At 70.9% G+C, this 15,173-nt stretch carries 11 protein-coding genes; 8 read left to right on the forward strand and 3 right to left on the reverse strand.

Annotated elements, in window-relative coordinates; translation table 11 throughout:
* Positions 1–128: 128 nt before the first annotated feature.
* From FFG40_RS07735 to FFG40_RS07765, 7 genes are all read left to right on the forward strand, one after another.
* Entirely contained in the window at positions 129–626 is a 498-nt protein-coding gene (locus FFG40_RS07735; RefSeq protein WP_259411309.1) for a GtrA family protein, read from the forward strand.
* Positions 623–2,158, forward strand: coding sequence for a glycosyltransferase (locus FFG40_RS07740; protein WP_138802786.1), 1,536 nt, complete (start codon positions 623–625; stop codon positions 2,156–2,158). The genes FFG40_RS07735 and FFG40_RS07740 overlap by 4 nt, the downstream gene beginning before the upstream one ends.
* Complete coding sequence (locus tag FFG40_RS07745; RefSeq protein ID WP_138802787.1) at positions 2,155–4,143, forward strand: glycosyltransferase family 39 protein; 1,989 nt, start codon at positions 2,155–2,157, stop codon at positions 4,141–4,143. The genes FFG40_RS07740 and FFG40_RS07745 overlap by 4 nt, the downstream gene beginning before the upstream one ends.
* 307 nt (positions 4,144–4,450) lie before the next feature.
* The gene (locus FFG40_RS07750) at positions 4,451–5,275 is read left to right on the forward strand and encodes a DUF4397 domain-containing protein (protein WP_176708366.1); all 825 of its coding nucleotides are present in this window, start codon (positions 4,451–4,453) and stop codon (positions 5,273–5,275) included.
* A gap of 100 nt (positions 5,276–5,375) precedes the next feature.
* Positions 5,376–6,530, forward strand: a complete 1,155-nt coding sequence (locus tag FFG40_RS07755) for a glycosyl hydrolase family 8 (RefSeq protein WP_138802789.1) — start codon at positions 5,376–5,378, stop codon at positions 6,528–6,530.
* The gene (locus FFG40_RS07760) at positions 6,527–7,240 is read left to right on the forward strand and encodes a class F sortase (RefSeq protein WP_185974131.1); all 714 of its coding nucleotides are present in this window, start codon (positions 6,527–6,529) and stop codon (positions 7,238–7,240) included. Before FFG40_RS07755 ends, FFG40_RS07760 begins: the two co-directional genes overlap by 4 nt.
* Positions 7,241–7,285: 45 nt before the next feature.
* Positions 7,286–8,080 carry a polyprenol monophosphomannose synthase gene (locus FFG40_RS07765; protein WP_138802791.1) on the forward strand — a complete coding sequence of 265 codons (795 nt, stop codon included), beginning with the start codon at positions 7,286–7,288 and terminating at the stop codon, positions 8,078–8,080.
* A gap of 127 nt (positions 8,081–8,207) precedes the next feature.
* On the opposite strand, the gene treZ is transcribed toward FFG40_RS07765, so the two are convergent.
* Genes treZ through glgX form a run of 3 tightly spaced genes read right to left on the reverse strand, consistent with a single transcriptional unit; the run spans position 8,208 to position 14,688 of the window.
* On the reverse strand, positions 8,208–9,962 hold the full coding sequence (treZ, locus tag FFG40_RS07770) for a malto-oligosyltrehalose trehalohydrolase (RefSeq protein ID WP_138802792.1): 1,755 nt from the start codon (positions 9,960–9,962) through the stop codon (positions 8,208–8,210).
* The gene (gene treY, locus FFG40_RS07775) at positions 9,959–12,460 is read right to left on the reverse strand and encodes a malto-oligosyltrehalose synthase (protein WP_138802793.1); all 2,502 of its coding nucleotides are present in this window, start codon (positions 12,458–12,460) and stop codon (positions 9,959–9,961) included. The genes treZ and treY overlap by 4 nt, the downstream gene beginning before the upstream one ends.
* Positions 12,457–14,688 carry a glycogen debranching protein GlgX gene (glgX, locus tag FFG40_RS07780; RefSeq protein ID WP_138802794.1) on the reverse strand — a complete coding sequence of 744 codons (2,232 nt, stop codon included), beginning with the start codon at positions 14,686–14,688 and terminating at the stop codon, positions 12,457–12,459. Before glgX ends, treY begins: the two co-directional genes overlap by 4 nt.
* Before the next feature lie 128 nt (positions 14,689–14,816).
* Here glgX and FFG40_RS07785 point away from each other — a divergent pair, with 128 nt between their 5' ends.
* Complete coding sequence (locus FFG40_RS07785) at positions 14,817–15,137, forward strand: hypothetical protein (protein WP_027464636.1); 321 nt, start codon at positions 14,817–14,819, stop codon at positions 15,135–15,137.
* Positions 15,138–15,173: the final 36 nt, after the last annotated feature.

The raw sequence follows: 15,173 nt of genomic DNA on the forward strand, positions 1-15,173 counted from the left end.
CGGATCGTCAAGATGAACGGCATGTGTCGCGCATCTGGCAGAGGCCTGGCAAGTCGCGTACCCCGCCCAAACCACCCAGCAGCGCCCCCCGAATCGGGGGCATGACCCGAACTCATACCCCCGTTCTGGTGTCACCCGACACCGGTGCGGTGCGGACCGTGCGCCCTGGCACGGTCCCGCGCCTGCTCGCCACCGCGAGGCAACTCGCGTCGTTCGGCACCATCGGTGCCGTCTGCTTCGTCATCGACCTGGGCGTCTACAACCTGCTCCGCGCCACCGTCATGTCGGACGGTCCCATCGCCGCGAAGATCGTGTCGGCCATCGTGGCGACCTCGGTCGCGTGGATCGGCAACCGCTTCATCACCTTCCGCGCCCAGCGCCAGACCGGCCGCCGCGAGACCGTCCGCGAGGGGTTGCTCTTCGCTGCCACGAACCTCGTCGGCCTCGGCATCGCCGCTGCCTGCCTGTTCGTCTCGCACTACGTCCTCGGCTTCACGTCCACCCTCGCCGACAACGTCGCCGGCAACGGCGTCGGCCTCGTCCTCGGCACCGCGTTCCGGTTCGCCGCGTACAAGGCCCTCGTCTTCCGGTCCACCGACACACGTCCGAAGGGGTTCCCCGAATGACCATCTCAGCCGTGTTGCTGACGGCCGCAGGGCCGCTGCTCCAACCCGACAACGACACCGGGACGACGGGGGACGTCCCGAACCGAGGGACCACGGACGTGCCGACGGGAGGCTCGGGGCAGCTCCCACAGGCCGCCTGGTCGCTGGGCGAGTGGCTCGGCTACTCGACCCTCATCGCCCTCTCCGTGCTGCTCACGATCATCGCGTTGACCACCCTCTGGTGGATGCTGCACGCCTGGCGCTCGCGGGACGCGCTGAAGTCCACCAGCTTCAGCCAGACCCCGCGTCCGGCGACGCACCGGTTCACGCTCCTGGTGCCCGGTCGGCACGAGCAGGACGTGATGGGGCAGACGCTCGACATGCTCGCGACCCAGGACCACCCCGACTTCGAGATCATCGCGATCGTCGGGGAGGACGACCCGGAGACCGACGCCGTCGTGCGTGCTGCAGCGGCTCGGCACCCCTCCCTGATCAAGGTCGTGGTGGACGACACCCTGCCGAAGAACAAGCCGAAGGCGATGAACCTCGCGCTCCAGCACGCGACGGGCGACATCGTCGGGGTGTTCGACGCGGAGGACGAGGTCTACCCGCGGCTGCTCTCCCTCGTCGACTCGCGGTTCCAGGAGACCGACGCCGACGTGGTGCAGGGCGGCGTCCAGCTGATGAACTTCCGATCGAGCTGGTGGTCGCTGCGGAACGTCCTCGAGTACTACTTCTGGTTCCGCTCGCGCCTGCACTTCCACGCCGGGTCCAAGTTCATCCCGCTCGGCGGCAACACCGTCTTCGTGACGAAGGAGCGCCTGGAGTGGTCGAACGGCTGGGACGCGCACTGCCTCGCCGAGGACTGCGAACTCGGCGTGCGGCTCTCCGCCGACGGCGCGAAGGTCGTCGTCGCCTACAGCCCCGAGGCCGTCACCCGCGAGGAGACCCCGCCGACCTTCGCCTCGCTGCTCAAGCAGCGCACGCGGTGGAACCAGGGCTTCCTGCAGGTGCTGGGCAAGGGGGAGTGGAGGAAGCTGCCGTCGTTCCGGCAGCGGTTCTTCGCCCGCTACATGCTCACGATGCCGTTCATCCAGGCGGCCACCGGGCTGCTCATCCCGCTGAGCGTCCTGATGATCCTGTTCGTCAAGGTGCCGACGGCGATCGCCCTCGTGTCCTTCGTGCCGGTGGCGCCGACGCTCATGCTGCTCGCCGTCGAGATCGTCGGGCTGAACGAGTTCGGTCGTCTGTACGGCGAGAAGGTCCGGCTCCGCGACTACGTGCGGCTCGTTCTCGGCCTGGTGCCGTACCAGGTGTTCCTCGCCGCCGCGGCGGTCCGGGCAGTCGTCCGGCACGCCAAGGGCCAGAACGGGTGGGAGAAGACCGAGCACACCGGCCAGCACCGCACCGGACAGGTGGTCGGCTTCGCCTCGGACCTGGACGGGTCGGGCGCAGCGTCGTCCGCAGGCGCCGGATCGGGCGCAGCGTCCTCCGCGGATGCAGCGTCGTCCGATCGTGCGTTCGCCGGCACCACCACGGGAGGCACCCGATGACCGCCAGCATCACCGACACCACGGGCATCCCGATCCGTGGTGGAGCAACCACGCACCGATCCGGCATCGGGGCGTGGTTCCGCCGGCACGCGGCCAGCCTGACGTGGCTGCTGCCCGTCGTCGCGGTGACCGTGCTCGTCCAGGCCTGGAACACGTCGGGCACACCGCAGCGCATCGACGACGAGGGGACCTACACCGCACAGGCGTGGGCGATCACGAACCTCGGCGAGCTCACCCACTACACGTACTGGTACGACCACCCGCCGCTCGGTTGGATCCAGATCGCCGGGTACACCGGGTTGACCGGGGCGTTCGCGCGGTACCCCTTCGCGGTGGAGGCCGGGCGCGAGGCCATGGTGTTCTTCTCCGCCGTCTCGAGCATCCTGCTGTTCGTCCTGGCCCGACGTCTCGGCGCCGGACGGATCACGGCGGCCGCAGCCGGACTCGTCTTCGCGCTGTCACCGCTCGCGCTGCAGTACCACCGCACCGTGTACATCGACAACGTCGCGACGCCCTGGCTGCTCGCCGCGTTCGTCCTCGTGCTGAGCCGTCGCCAGCAGCTCGCCGGGTTCGCCGGTGCCGCTGCCTGCCTCGGCATCGCCGTGCTGTCCAAGGAGACCTACCTGCTCGCACTGCCGTTCCTGATCTGGATGGCCGTGCGTCGTGCCGACAAGAGCACCCGCCGGTACACGCTCAGCGTCGCCGGGGCCGTGCTCGTGCTGATCGGCGGCGGGTACCTGCTGCTCGCCGCGGTGAAGGGCGAACTCGTGCCGGGCAACGGGCGAGTCAGCCTGTGGGAGGGCGTCACCTACCAGCTCGGGTCGCGGACCGCGTCCGGATCCGTGTTCGACGGGGGCAGCCTGGCGAACGAGGCCGCCGCGCAGTGGTGGGCACTCGACCCGGTGTTCATCGTGCTCGGTTCGGTCGCGGCCGTCGTCGGGCTGTTCCTGCGACGGGTCCGACCGATCGCCGCGATGCTCGTGTTCCTGCTCGCGGTGATGTTCCGGCCGAACGGGTACCTGCCGGTGCCCTACGTCATCATGCTCATCCCGTTCGCAGCGCTCCTCGTCGCCTACACCGTCGAGCGTGCCGTCCTGACGATCGCCGGTCGGGTCCACACCCGGGGCCGGTTCGGCCCGCGGGCGCGGCGCGGCCTCGGCATCACCTGGGCCGTCGTCGCGGCTGCGGCCCTCGTCGTCGCGGTGCCGCTGTGGGGGACACAGCTGCGGGGGTTCCTGCTGGGCAACCTCGACCTGCCCATGCAGCAGGCCGAGCAGTGGGTGGGGGACAACGTGCCGAAGTCCTCGCGTCTGCTGGTCGACGACGCCATGTGGGTCGACCTCGTGGACGACGGCTTCGCCCGGAACAACGTCGTCTGGTACTACAAGCTCGACACCGACGGAGCAGTGGAACGGCAGTCCCCGAACGGCTGGAAGGACTCGGACTACGTCATCACGACGGACTCCATGCGCACCGGCGGCAACTCGTCCACCGACGTGCGGCAGGCGATCGAGAACTCCACGGCCGTCGCGACCTTCGGCACCGGTGACCAGCAGGTCGAGGTCCGCCGGATCCACGCCGAGGGAGCCAGCGCCGCCGAGACGGCGATCACCCGGGCCACCGACGTCCGGAAGACCCTGGGAACCGAGCTCGCGTCGAACCCGGCCCTGCGTGCGGACGACGGCACGAAGTCGCAGTTCCGTGCCGGACAGGTCGACTCGCGGGCGATGATCGCGCTCGGACAGGTGCTCGCCGACCAGGACGTGCGGGTCGGCCGGTTCACCCCGCGCACCGGGGAGACCGGCCAGCCGTTCCGCACCGTCGTCCTGCACACGAGCGACGATGCCTCGGCAGCACGGGTCGCTCGGACCTTCGACGCCATGTCCCAGGCGTTCCGGCCGGACTCGGTCGAGCGCGAGGGAGCACGGCTCACGGTGACGTACACCCCGGCCGACCCGACGACGACCGCGACGAGCGCCTCGTGACCCCCGATCGCTCGGCCGCGCCGGGGCTGGAGCTGGAGCTGCTGCTGGGCGAGCGGGCGAAATGCCCGGAGGGCTCCGGCGCTCACCCCGGCATTCCGCCCGCTCGCCGGATCGGCCCCGGAACCGTTCCCCGCGAACGCATCGGGGCGGAACGCCCGCTGGACGAGCGGGCGAAATGCCCGGAGGGCTCCGGCGCTCACCCGGGTATTCCGCCCGCTCGCCCGGCGGCCCGGACGACAACCCCACGAACCACACCTCGACACGACACCCGCACGCCAACCGCACCTCGACCCGAAGGAGCACCATCATGACCGCACGCACCACGAACCGCCGCCGCACCGTCGTCATCGGAGCGCTCGCCGCCACACTCGTCGCCGCGACCATCGGGCTCGCCGCCCCGCAGACCGCTTCCGCCGCGACGGCCGACCAAGGCTGGCTCCGCGTCGGACACCTGTCGCCGGACACGAAGGGCGTCGACGTCGAACTGTCCAGCCTCGCCGGGGGGAAGACCGTCTTCGAACTCGACGACGTCACCTACGGCCAGGTCAGCCCGTACGAGAAGCTGCCGGTGGGCACCTACGTCCTGTCGATGCGCGCCGCCGACGCCCCGGGTTCCACCCCGGTCATCTCCACCGACGTCACCGTGCAGAAGGGCGACGCCAGCACCGTCGTCGCCTACGGCAAGAACGACGGGCTGAAGACGACCGCGTTCACCGACGACCTGCAGCAGCCCGGCGACGGCAAGGCGAAGCTCCGGCTCGTGCAGGCCGCCACCACCGCGAAGCGCGTCGACGTGCAGACCTCCGACGGCACCCCGATCGCCGAGGACGCCACCTTCGGCACCGCCACCAAGTACGCGACGGTCGACGCCGGCAAGTGGTCGCTCGACGTCTCCGGCAGCGGCCAGCGGGGCACCGCGAAGGTCGACCTCGCCGGCAACACCGTCTCGACCCTGTTCGTCCTCGACGACAGCAAGGGCAACCTGACGGTCGTGCCCGTGACGGACGCCGCCGCGACCGCCGCCACCCCGTCCGGCGGGGTGCAGACCGGCGGTGGCGGCACAGCCGCGGACCGTCCGGTGACCGAGGCGTTCCACGCGGCCGTCGCGATGCTCCGCTCGCTGTTCCGCTGACGCCCCGGACTGGAGGCGCGGATCACGTGCGCTGCACGGCCCACGTGATCCGCGCCTCCTCTTCGACCCCCCCCCACCATCCCCGGAGAGGCAGGCCAGCATGACCCGCAGGACCTGGATACCGGTCGCCGCCGCGGCGGCCGTCATCGTCGCCATCGTGGTCGCGATCGTCGCGGTCCGCCCCTGGTCGTCGAGCACCACGACCGCCGCTCGCGGCACGGCGACCCCGACCTCGACCACCGCGCCCGACGCGGCGCGCTCGCCGCAGCAGCTGCGGTCGGCGTTCCTGGACCGCTACGTCGAGGACGGTCGCGTCGTCCGCACCGACCAGGGTGGTGACACCGTCAGCGAGGGGCAGGCGTACGGCCTGCTCATCGCCTACGCGAACGACGACCGTGCGCGCTTCGACGCGATCTGGGAGTGGACGAAGGACCACCTGCTCACCGACGACGACCTGCTGGCGTGGCGGTGGACGTCCGACGAGGGCGTCGCCGACGAGCAGTCCGCGAGCGACGCCGACCTCGACGCCGCCCGGGCCCTCGTGCTCGCGGGGAAGGCCTGGGACGACGACCGGTACACCGCCGCGGGGAAGCGCATCGCGGCGGCGATCCTCGAGCACGAGACGGCCCGGACGGACCTCGGCACGATCCTGCTGCCCGGACCGTGGGCGGATCAGGAGCCCTACCGGTACAACGCCTCGTACGCCTCGCCCGTGGCCTTCTCGGTGCTGGCGGACGCCACCGGGGACGACCGCTGGAACGCGCTGAACCGGGGTTCGCGCGCCGTGACGGCCGCCGTGCTGGACGCCTCCGACCTGCCCAGCGACTGGTCCCAGGTCCACGCCGACGGATCGGTGGACCCGATGCCGGCCGTCGGTGGGGACGGGCGCGTGCTCTACGGGTACGACGCGATGCGGACGCCGCTGCGGTACGCCGAGGCGTGCTCGGCGTCCGACCGGGAGCTCGCGGCGGCCCTCGCGCCCACGCTCGGACGGACGACGAGGCTCGCCTCGCAGCTCGACCTCGGTGGCACCCCGGTGACGCAGGACACGAATGCGCTGGCGTACACCGCGCGGGCCGCTGCCGAGCAGGCCGCGGGTTCCTCCCGTGCGGCTGCCGACGACCTCGAGCGGGCCGACCGGACGGCGGCGACCACACCGACCTACTACGGGGACGCCTGGTTGGCCATCGGTTCGACCATGCTGACCTCCGACGTGCTCGGGGGCTGTGCCAGCGACGTCGGAGCCGGCTCGTGAGCGGCCGTCGGAGCGCCGGGCGCGTCTCGGCCGTCCGACGCCGAGGCGTGGTCATCGGTGCCGTGGTCGCCGCCGTCGTGGTGGTCGGGGGCGTGGCCGGGGTGGCGGTCGCGTCGACGGTCGGCGGCGGCGAGGGGGAGCGCGCCGCGTCGTCGGCGTCGGCGTCCCCGTCGCAGTCGTCCTCGTCGCAGTCGTCTTCTTCGTCGTCCTCGGGTTCCGGCACCGACGGGTTCCAGGACCCGGCCGCACCCGAGGCCCGCTCGACGGCCACACCGGTCAGCGTGTCGATCCCGGCCATCGGCGTGCGGTCCTCGCTTGAGGACCTGCACCGCGGCGCTGCCGGAGAACTCGACCCGCCCGTCGACTGGGACAGCGCGGGCTGGTTCAGCGACGGGATCGTCCCCGGCGAGGTCGGCCCCGCCGTCATCGCCGGTCACGTCGACAGCCCCACGAGCGCCGCGGTGTTCTTCCGGCTCGACGAACTGGTCGCCGGCGACGAGGTCCACGTCCGGATGTCCGACGGCAGCACCCGCACCTTCACCGTCGACCGTTCCGAACGCGCCGCCAAGTCGGCGTTCCCGACGAGCGACGTCTACGGCCCCACCCCTACTCCGCAACTCCGACTCATCACCTGCGACGGCACGTTCGACACCGCCACCGGGCACTACACGGACAATCTGATCGTGTTCGCAGACCTCTCGTCGGATTGACCCACCAAGCCAGCGATACATTCGACTGCGAGCACGAGGAGCACCATGAGCGAGACCCTGGTCATCATCCCGACCTACGACGAAGCCGAGAACGTCCGGCCGATCGTCGAGCGCACGTTGGCCGCGACCGACGACTCCGTGCACGTGCTCGTCGTCGACGACAACTCACCCGACGGCACCGGCGACATCGCGGACGCCATCGCCCGCGAGACCGATCGGGTGCACGTCATGCACCGCACCGTCAAGGACGGCCTGGGCGGCGCGTACCTGTCGGGCTTCGCGTGGGGCCTGGAACACGGCTACGCCAAGCTCGTCGAGATGGACGCCGACGGCTCCCACCACCCCGAGTACCTGCCGTGGATGCTCGAGCTCGCGGACTCGAACGACCTGGTGCTCGGCTCCCGGTGGATCAAGGGCGGCAAGGTCGAGAACTGGCCCTGGTACCGCCTCCTGCTCTCCCGCGGTGGCAACCTGTACACGCGTCTCGCCCTGGGCATCGCGGTACGCGACGCCACCGGCGGGTTCCGGGTCTTCACCTCGCGGGCGTTCGAGCGGATCGACCTCGCCGGTGTGGCGTCGAAGGGGTACTGCTTCCAGGTGGACCTGTGCTGGCGTGCCCTCGAAGCGGGTCTGCGGGTCGTGGAGACGCCGATCACCTTCACCGAGCGGGAGTTCGGCGTCTCGAAGATGAGCGGCAACATCGTGCGCGAGAGCCTGGCGCTCGTGACGAAGTGGGGCATCGACCGCCGGATCCGCGAGACCCGTTCCCTGCTCAAGGACCACCGCAAGCTGCCCTCGGTGCGGAAGAACGCGCACGCGGTCTCCGACCACGTCGCCTGAGGCCGGCGGACACGAGAACGCACGAACGGCGACGGACCCGATGGGTTCGTCGCCGTTCGTGCGTGCGGAGCTGCGGCTCGCGGTTGGCTCGCGCAGCACGCGGTTCGCTCGCGCAGCACGCGGTTCGCTAGCGCAGCACGACCACGCCGCGGCCGCGGAACCGGACGACGCCTGCGTCCACCTCGGTCGCGCCGAAGCCGTAGAGCTCCTCGCCCACGGCGTCGGGCACCGGGACCTCGGCCGCGTCGTCGGCGAAGTTCACCACGACGTGCACCGGCGCCACGTCGGGGCCGAGCAGCCCGCGGGTGAGCACCAGCCAACGACGGTCCTCGCTGAAGCGGACGGCGTTCGCCTCGTAGCGGTGGTCGACGAACGCCTGGTCGGTGCGCCGCAGGGCGATGAGCACCCGGTAGGCACGCAGGATCGCCGCACCGCGCTCCGAGCTGACGTCGGCCCAGTCGAGCTTGGAGTTGGTGAACGTCGTCGGGTCCTGCGGGTCCGGCACCGCTGACTCGTCCCACCCGTGCTCGGCGAACTCGGCGATACGCCCCTCGGCGGTGGCCTTGCCGAGCTCGGGCTCCGGGTGCGAGGTGAAGAACTGCCACGGCGTCGAGGCCGCGAACTCCTCGCCCATGAACAGCATCGGCGTGAACGGTCCGAGCAGCGTCAGGGCCGCGGCGATCACGAGCCCCTCGTCGTCGAGCGTCGCGGCGAGCCGGTCGCCGGCGGCGCGGTTGCCGATCTGGTCGTGGTTCTGGTTGGCGACGACCAGGGCCGTCGCGGGGGAGGTGCCGCGGTCGATCGGCCGGCCGTGCCGCTTGCCGCGGAACGACGACCAGGTTCCGTCGTGGAAGAAACCGTCCTCGAGCACCTTCGCCAGCGCCGACAACGGAGCGAAGTCGGCGTAGTAGCCGTTCGTCTCACCGGTGAGTGCCACGTGCACAGCGTGGTGGAAGTCGTCCGACCACTGCCCGGCGAGGCCGTACCCGGCGGCTTCGCGCGGCCGGAACATCACCGGGTCGTTGAGGTCGGACTCGGCGATGAGCGACAGCGGACGCCCGATGAACGACGAGTAGGCGTCGGTCTCGTCGGCCATCGAGGCCAGCACGTGCGGGCGGGTGGTGTCGCGGATCGCGTGCACGGCGTCGAGCCGGAGCCCGTCGACGTGGTGGTCGCGGAACCACATGCGCACGTTGTCGAGCACGTACCGCCGGACCTCGGGGTGCTCGACGTTCACCGAGTCACCCCAGGTGTTGCCGAGCCCGGCCAGCAGGTACGGGCCGTACAGCGGCAGGTAGTTGCCGCTCGGACCGAGGTGGTTGTAGACGACGTCCTGGATGACCCCGAGACCCAGCGCGTGCGCCGTGTCGACGAACCGGTCGTAGGCGTCCGGGCCGCCGTACGGGGCGTGCACGGAGAACCAGCCGACCCCGTCGTAGCCCCAGTTCCACTCGCCGTTGACGGCGTTGACGGGGAGCAACTCGACGAACTCGACACCGAGCTCGACCAGGTGGTCCAGCTTCTGGGCGGCGGCGTCGAGCGTGCCCTCGGGCGTGTAGGTGCCGATGTGCATCTCGTAGATCACGGCGCCGCGGGCCGGGCGTCCGGTCCACGACTCGTCGGTCCACGCGAACCGTGCGGGGTCGACGACCTCGGACGGGCCGTGCACGCCCTCGGGCTGGTACCGGCTGCGCGGGTCCGGTCGGACCGCGTCGCCGTCGTCGATGCGGAACCCGTACCGTGCGCCGACGACCGGCATCACGGCGTCGGTGGACCACCAGTCGTCGTCGCCCTTGGTGAGCGGGTACTCGACGTCGTCGACGACGAGCCGGACCCGGTCCGGCTCGGGCGCCCAGACGGCGTAACGGTCAGGTGCGGTCATGCGTGACCCTCCAGGATGTCGATCTCGGCCTGCGCGTCGGTCTCGGTGGCGTCGGGCATGCGGCCGGCGGCGGGCCGGGAGGCACCGCTCGCGTCGGACACGGCGGTCACCGCGTCGACGTGGCCGGCTGCACCGATCGCGTCGGCGGGCACGAGCAGCGCGACCGGGTAGGTGGTGAGCAGGTCGGCCAGCGCGATCCCGCGGTCGGCGGGGACGCGTCGGCCGGTGAGCAGGTCGATGCGCTCGACGGGGACGGCGTGCACCAGCGTGTCGCCCCAACCGCCGACCCGGCCGAGGCCGATCGGCAGACGCGTCGCGATGGTCACGGCACCGCCGCGGTCGAACGCGATGACGTGGTCGGCCGCGCTGCCGGTGGCCTCGAGCTCCAGGTACCGGGTGAACAGCTCCGGGTGGTCCCGACGGATGCGCAGCGCGCGGGTCGTGACCAGGAGCTTCGCGGCACCGTCGATGTCGATGGTCGGCAGGTCCTCGGGGCCGTCGTCGTCCGGGCCGTCGAGCTCGGCGAGCACGTGACGCCGCTCGGCGTAGTCGACCGGACGACGGTTGTCGGGGTCGACGAGCGAGCGGTCCCAGAACTCGGTGCCCTGGTAGACGTCGGGGACGCCCGGGGCGGTGAGCTGGACGAGCTTCTGGGCGAGACCGTTCGACCACCCGGCGGCGTCGATCTGCTCGTCGAGGGCGTCGAGCACGGCGACCACGTCCGGGTTGTCGAACGCGGCGTCGACGATCGCGTGCATCTGCAGCTCGAACGCCTCGTCGGGCTCGGTCCAGGTGGTGCTGTCACCGGCTTCGCGGGAGGCCTTCTCGGCGTACGCGTGCAGACGCTCACGGCTGGCGGGCCGGGCGCCGACGATCGCCTGCCAGAGCAGGTCGGCGAACACGCGGTCCTGCAACGGCACGAGCGACTGCAGACGCTCGAGCGTGGCGGCCCACTCGTCGCCGAGCTCGGCCAGCACCGCGATGCGGGCGCGGGTGTCCTCGCTGCGCTTCGTGTCGTGCGTGGTGAGCGTCGTCATGGTGTGCGGCCAGCTGCTGAGCCGTTCGCGCTGGGCCTGGTGGAAGTCCGCCACCGAGACAGCGAAGACGCTCGGGTCGCCGCCGACCTCGCTCAGGGACGACAGACGCGAGGTGCGGTAGAACGCCGTGTCCTCGACGCCCTTCGCCATCACCATGCCGCTGGTCTGCTGCAGTCGGACCGCCGCGGCGTCCGTCGGGTCGACGAGTGCCGGAGCGATCCGGTCGATGACGTCGTCGAGGTCCGGGCGGGCCTCGGCGGCGCGCTCGAGGGCGGTGATGAGGTGGTGGGCGCCCTCGGGCAGGTACGTGCGGTACACGTCGAACGAGGCCACGATCTCGGCGACCGCGTCGACGATCCGCTCGTGCGTGATCGTCTCCGTCACGGCGCTCGGTGCGAGCAGGCGTGCGAGCCGCTCGACCTCGCTGCCGAGGATGCCGTCCGCGATGCCCCGTCGTGTGTCGTGCGTGAGCTGCTGCCAGTCGGTCGGTTCGGCGCCCGACGCCGCGGTCAGCGCCTGTTCGCCCGCGGGGTCCACGAACACACGGTCGAGCACCCCGAGGGCGTCGTACCCGGTGGTGCCGTCGACCGGCCACGAACTCGGCAGCTGCTCGCCCGGCTCGAGGATCTTCTCGACGAGGGTGTAGGCCCCGCCGGTCAGCTCCGCCAGGTCCTGCAGGTAGCCCGCCGGGTCGTACAGACCGTCCGGGTGGTCGATGCGCAGGCCGTCGACGAGTCCGTCGCGGAACCAGCCGCCGATGACGCCGTGCGAGGCCGCGAAGACCTCGGGCTCCTCGACGCGGATCGCCGCGAGGGTGTTCACCGCGAAGAACCGGCGGTAGTTCAGGTCGTGGTCGGCGCGCTTCCAGTGCACGAACGCGTAGTGCTGGCGGTCGTGCACGGTCTCGACGGTGTCGCCGTCGTGCACCGTTCCGGGGGCGGTCGGGTAGGCGGTCTCGCCGACGCGGAGCACCGGACGCTCGGCGTCGGACGTGTCGAGCGTGACGGCGTCGAGCAGCCGGTCGTCGAGCACGGGGACGCGGAGCTTGCCGTCGCCGGCTTCCCAGTCCACGTCGAAGGCCCAGGCCACGGGGGAGCCCTGCCCGAGTTCGAGCAGGGACCACCACCACGGGTTCGACTCGGGGGTCGCGACGCCGACGTGGTTCGGCACCACGTCGACGATGACCCCGAGGCCGACGGCGTGCGCGGCCTCGGCCAACGCCCGCATCGCCTGGTCGCCACCACGGTCGGTGTCGACCCGCGTGTGGTCGACCACGTCGTAGCCGTGGTTCGACCCGGACTCGGCCTGCAGCACCGGCGACAGGTACAGCCAGTCGGCGCCGAGGTCGTGCACGTAGTCGACCAGGTCGCGTGCGGCATCGAGGTCGAAGTCGGCCGAGACCTGCAGCCGGTAGGTCGACGCGGGGACGCGGTTCGCGGCGCCGGGCGTTCCGGCGGTCATCGAGCGGTTCCGCTCGGTGCGGTGGAACCGGCCGGGTTCACCGGTGTGACGGCGTCCTGCGGGGCGTCCGGTGCGGGGGCGCCGTCCTGCTCGGCGTCGACCGGGGTGCTGGTGACCTCGTGGTCGGGCTCGGCACGCAGCACGATCATCGACCGTGCGGGGACGTCGAGCGGGGTACCCGCGTCGAGCACCTCGTCGCGGGCGCCGGGGTCGGCGGTGTCGATCCGGACGGTCCAGCCGGGGGAGTACTCCTCGGGTGGGAGCGTGAAGGTCACGACGTCGTCGTGGGCGTTGAAGTACGTGATGAAGCCGACGTCGGTGACGCGCTCACCACGGGCGTCGCGACCTCGGATGCCCTCGCCGTTCAGGTACATGCCGACGCTCTTGCCGAAGCCGGAGTCCCAGTCCTCGGGGTCCATCCCGTCGCCCGAGGGGGTCAGCCACACCACGTCGGGAAGCGGCTCGCCCTCGCCACGTCGGACCGGACGGCCGTTGAAGTACCGGGTCCGGCGGAACGTGGGGTGGTCGTGCCGCAGCTTCACCACGTCGGCGGTGAACTGGATGAGGTCCTCGTCCGCGCTGTCCCAGTCGATCCAGCTGAGCTCGGAGTCCTGCGCGTAGACGTTGTTGTTGCCGGACTGCGAGCGGCCGAGCTCGTCGCCGTGCGCGATCATCGGCACACCCTGGCTCAGGAGCAGGGTCGCCAGGAAGTTCCGGCGACGCTGCAGCCGCAGGGCGTTCACGGCCTCGTCGTCGGTCGGGCCCTCGGCCCCGGAGTTCCACGACCGGTTGTGGCTCTCGCCGTCGTTGTTGTCCTCGCCGTTGGCCTCGTTGTGCTTCTCGTTGTAGGCCACCAGGTCGTACAGGGTGAAGCCGTCGTGCGCGGTGATGAAGTTGATGCTCGCCTTGGGCGTACGGCCGTCGTGCTCGTACAGGTCGGCCGAGCCGGAGATCCGCGAGGCGAACTCACCGAGCGTCGACGACTCGCCGCGCCAGAAGTCACGGACGGTGTCGCGGTACTTGCCGTTCCACTCGGACCACTGGGGCGGGAAGTTGCCGACCTGGTAGCCACCGGGGCCGACGTCCCACGGCTCGGCGATGAGCTTGACCTGCGACACGATCGGGTCCTGCTGCACCAGTTCGAAGAAGGCCGACAGCCGGTCGACCTCGTAGAACTCGCGGGCCAGTGCCGAGGCGAGGTCGAAGCGGAACCCGTCGACGTGCATCTCGGTCACCCAGTAGCGGAGCGAGTCGAGGATGAGCTGCAGCGAGTGCGGGTGCCCGACGTTGAGCGAGTTCCCCGTGCCCGTGTAGTCCATGTAGAACTTCTTGTCGTCGTCGACCAGGCGGTAGTAGGCCGCGTTGTCGATGCCGCGGAACGACAGCGTCGGGCCGAGGTGGTTGCCCTCGGCGGTGTGGTTGTAGACGACGTCGAGGACGACCTCGATGCCGGCGCGGTGCAGCTCGCGCACCATCGTCTTGAACTCCTGGACCTGCTGGCCCTGGTCGCCCGACGACGAGTACGCCGAGTGCGGCGCGAAGAAGCCGATGGTGTTGTAGCCCCAGTAGTTCGACAGCCCCTTGTCCTGCAGGGTCGAGTCGTTCACGAACTGGTGCACCGGCATGAGCTCGAGCGTGGTGACGCCGAGGCGCTGCAGGTGCTCGATGACCGCCGGGTGGGCGACGCCGGCGTAGGTGCCGCGCTGCTCTTCCGGCACGTCGGGGTGGGTCTCGGTGAGCCCCTTGACGTGTGCTTCGTAGATCACGGTCTCGCCGTACGGCGTGCGCGGCGGACGATCCCCCTGCCAGTCGAAGAAGGGGTTGATCACGACGCCCTTCATCATGTGCGACGCGGAGTCCTCGTCGTTGGTCGAGTCCGGGTCGCCGAACGTGTACGAGAAGAGCGACTGGTCCCAGTCGATCTCGCCGCTGGTCGCCTTGGCGTACGGGTCGAGCAGGAGCTTCGACGGGTTGCAGCGCGCGCCGGAGTCCGGGTCGTACGGGCCGTGCACGCGGAAGCCGTACTGCTGCCCGGGGCCGATGTTGGGGAGGTACGCGTGCCAGACGTAGGCGTCCACCTCGAGCAGGCGGACGCATTCTTCGTTGCCGTCGGAATCGAACAGACAGAGTTCGACGCGCTCGGCGACCTCGGAGAACAGCGCGAAGTTCGTGCCGCTCCCGTCGTAGGTCGCCCCGAGCGGGTACGGGTTTCCGGGCCAGGTGTGCAAACGGTCCTCCAGGTGTGGGTGCGGCCAACATATCGGCGGCGCTCGTCCGCGTCCGCAGACAAGCCCCAGCTGTGGATGCGTGATGCGCCCCGCGGCCTGTGGAGGAACGGACGAGTAGCGTCGCGCGCATGGCCAACATCGTCTCGAAGATCGCAGACCAGGTCCGCCCGCTCGGGGTCTCCACGAACTACGGAGAACCCGTCGAGGTCGGCGACCAGACCCTCATCCCCGTGTCCGTCAGCTGGTTCGGCTTCGGAGGCGGCGGGGACGACGAGAACGGTGGCGGCGGTGGCGGCGGCCTGTCGGCCCCCGTCGGCGCCTACGTCCGCCGCCCGGGCAAGGACCTCGTGTTCGAGCCGAACCCGATCTCGCTGATCGTCGTCGGCATCCCCTTCGTGTGGGTGGCCGGGCGTGTCCTCCGCAAGCTGGTGCGCGCGCTCAAGAAGTGACCACCTGACGCAACCGGAGGCCCATGGCGACGCCGC

The sequence above is a fragment of the Curtobacterium sp. KBS0715 genome (genome assembly GCF_005938005.2).
In the GTDB taxonomy this organism is placed as follows: domain Bacteria; phylum Actinomycetota; class Actinomycetes; order Actinomycetales; family Microbacteriaceae; genus Curtobacterium; species Curtobacterium flaccumfaciens.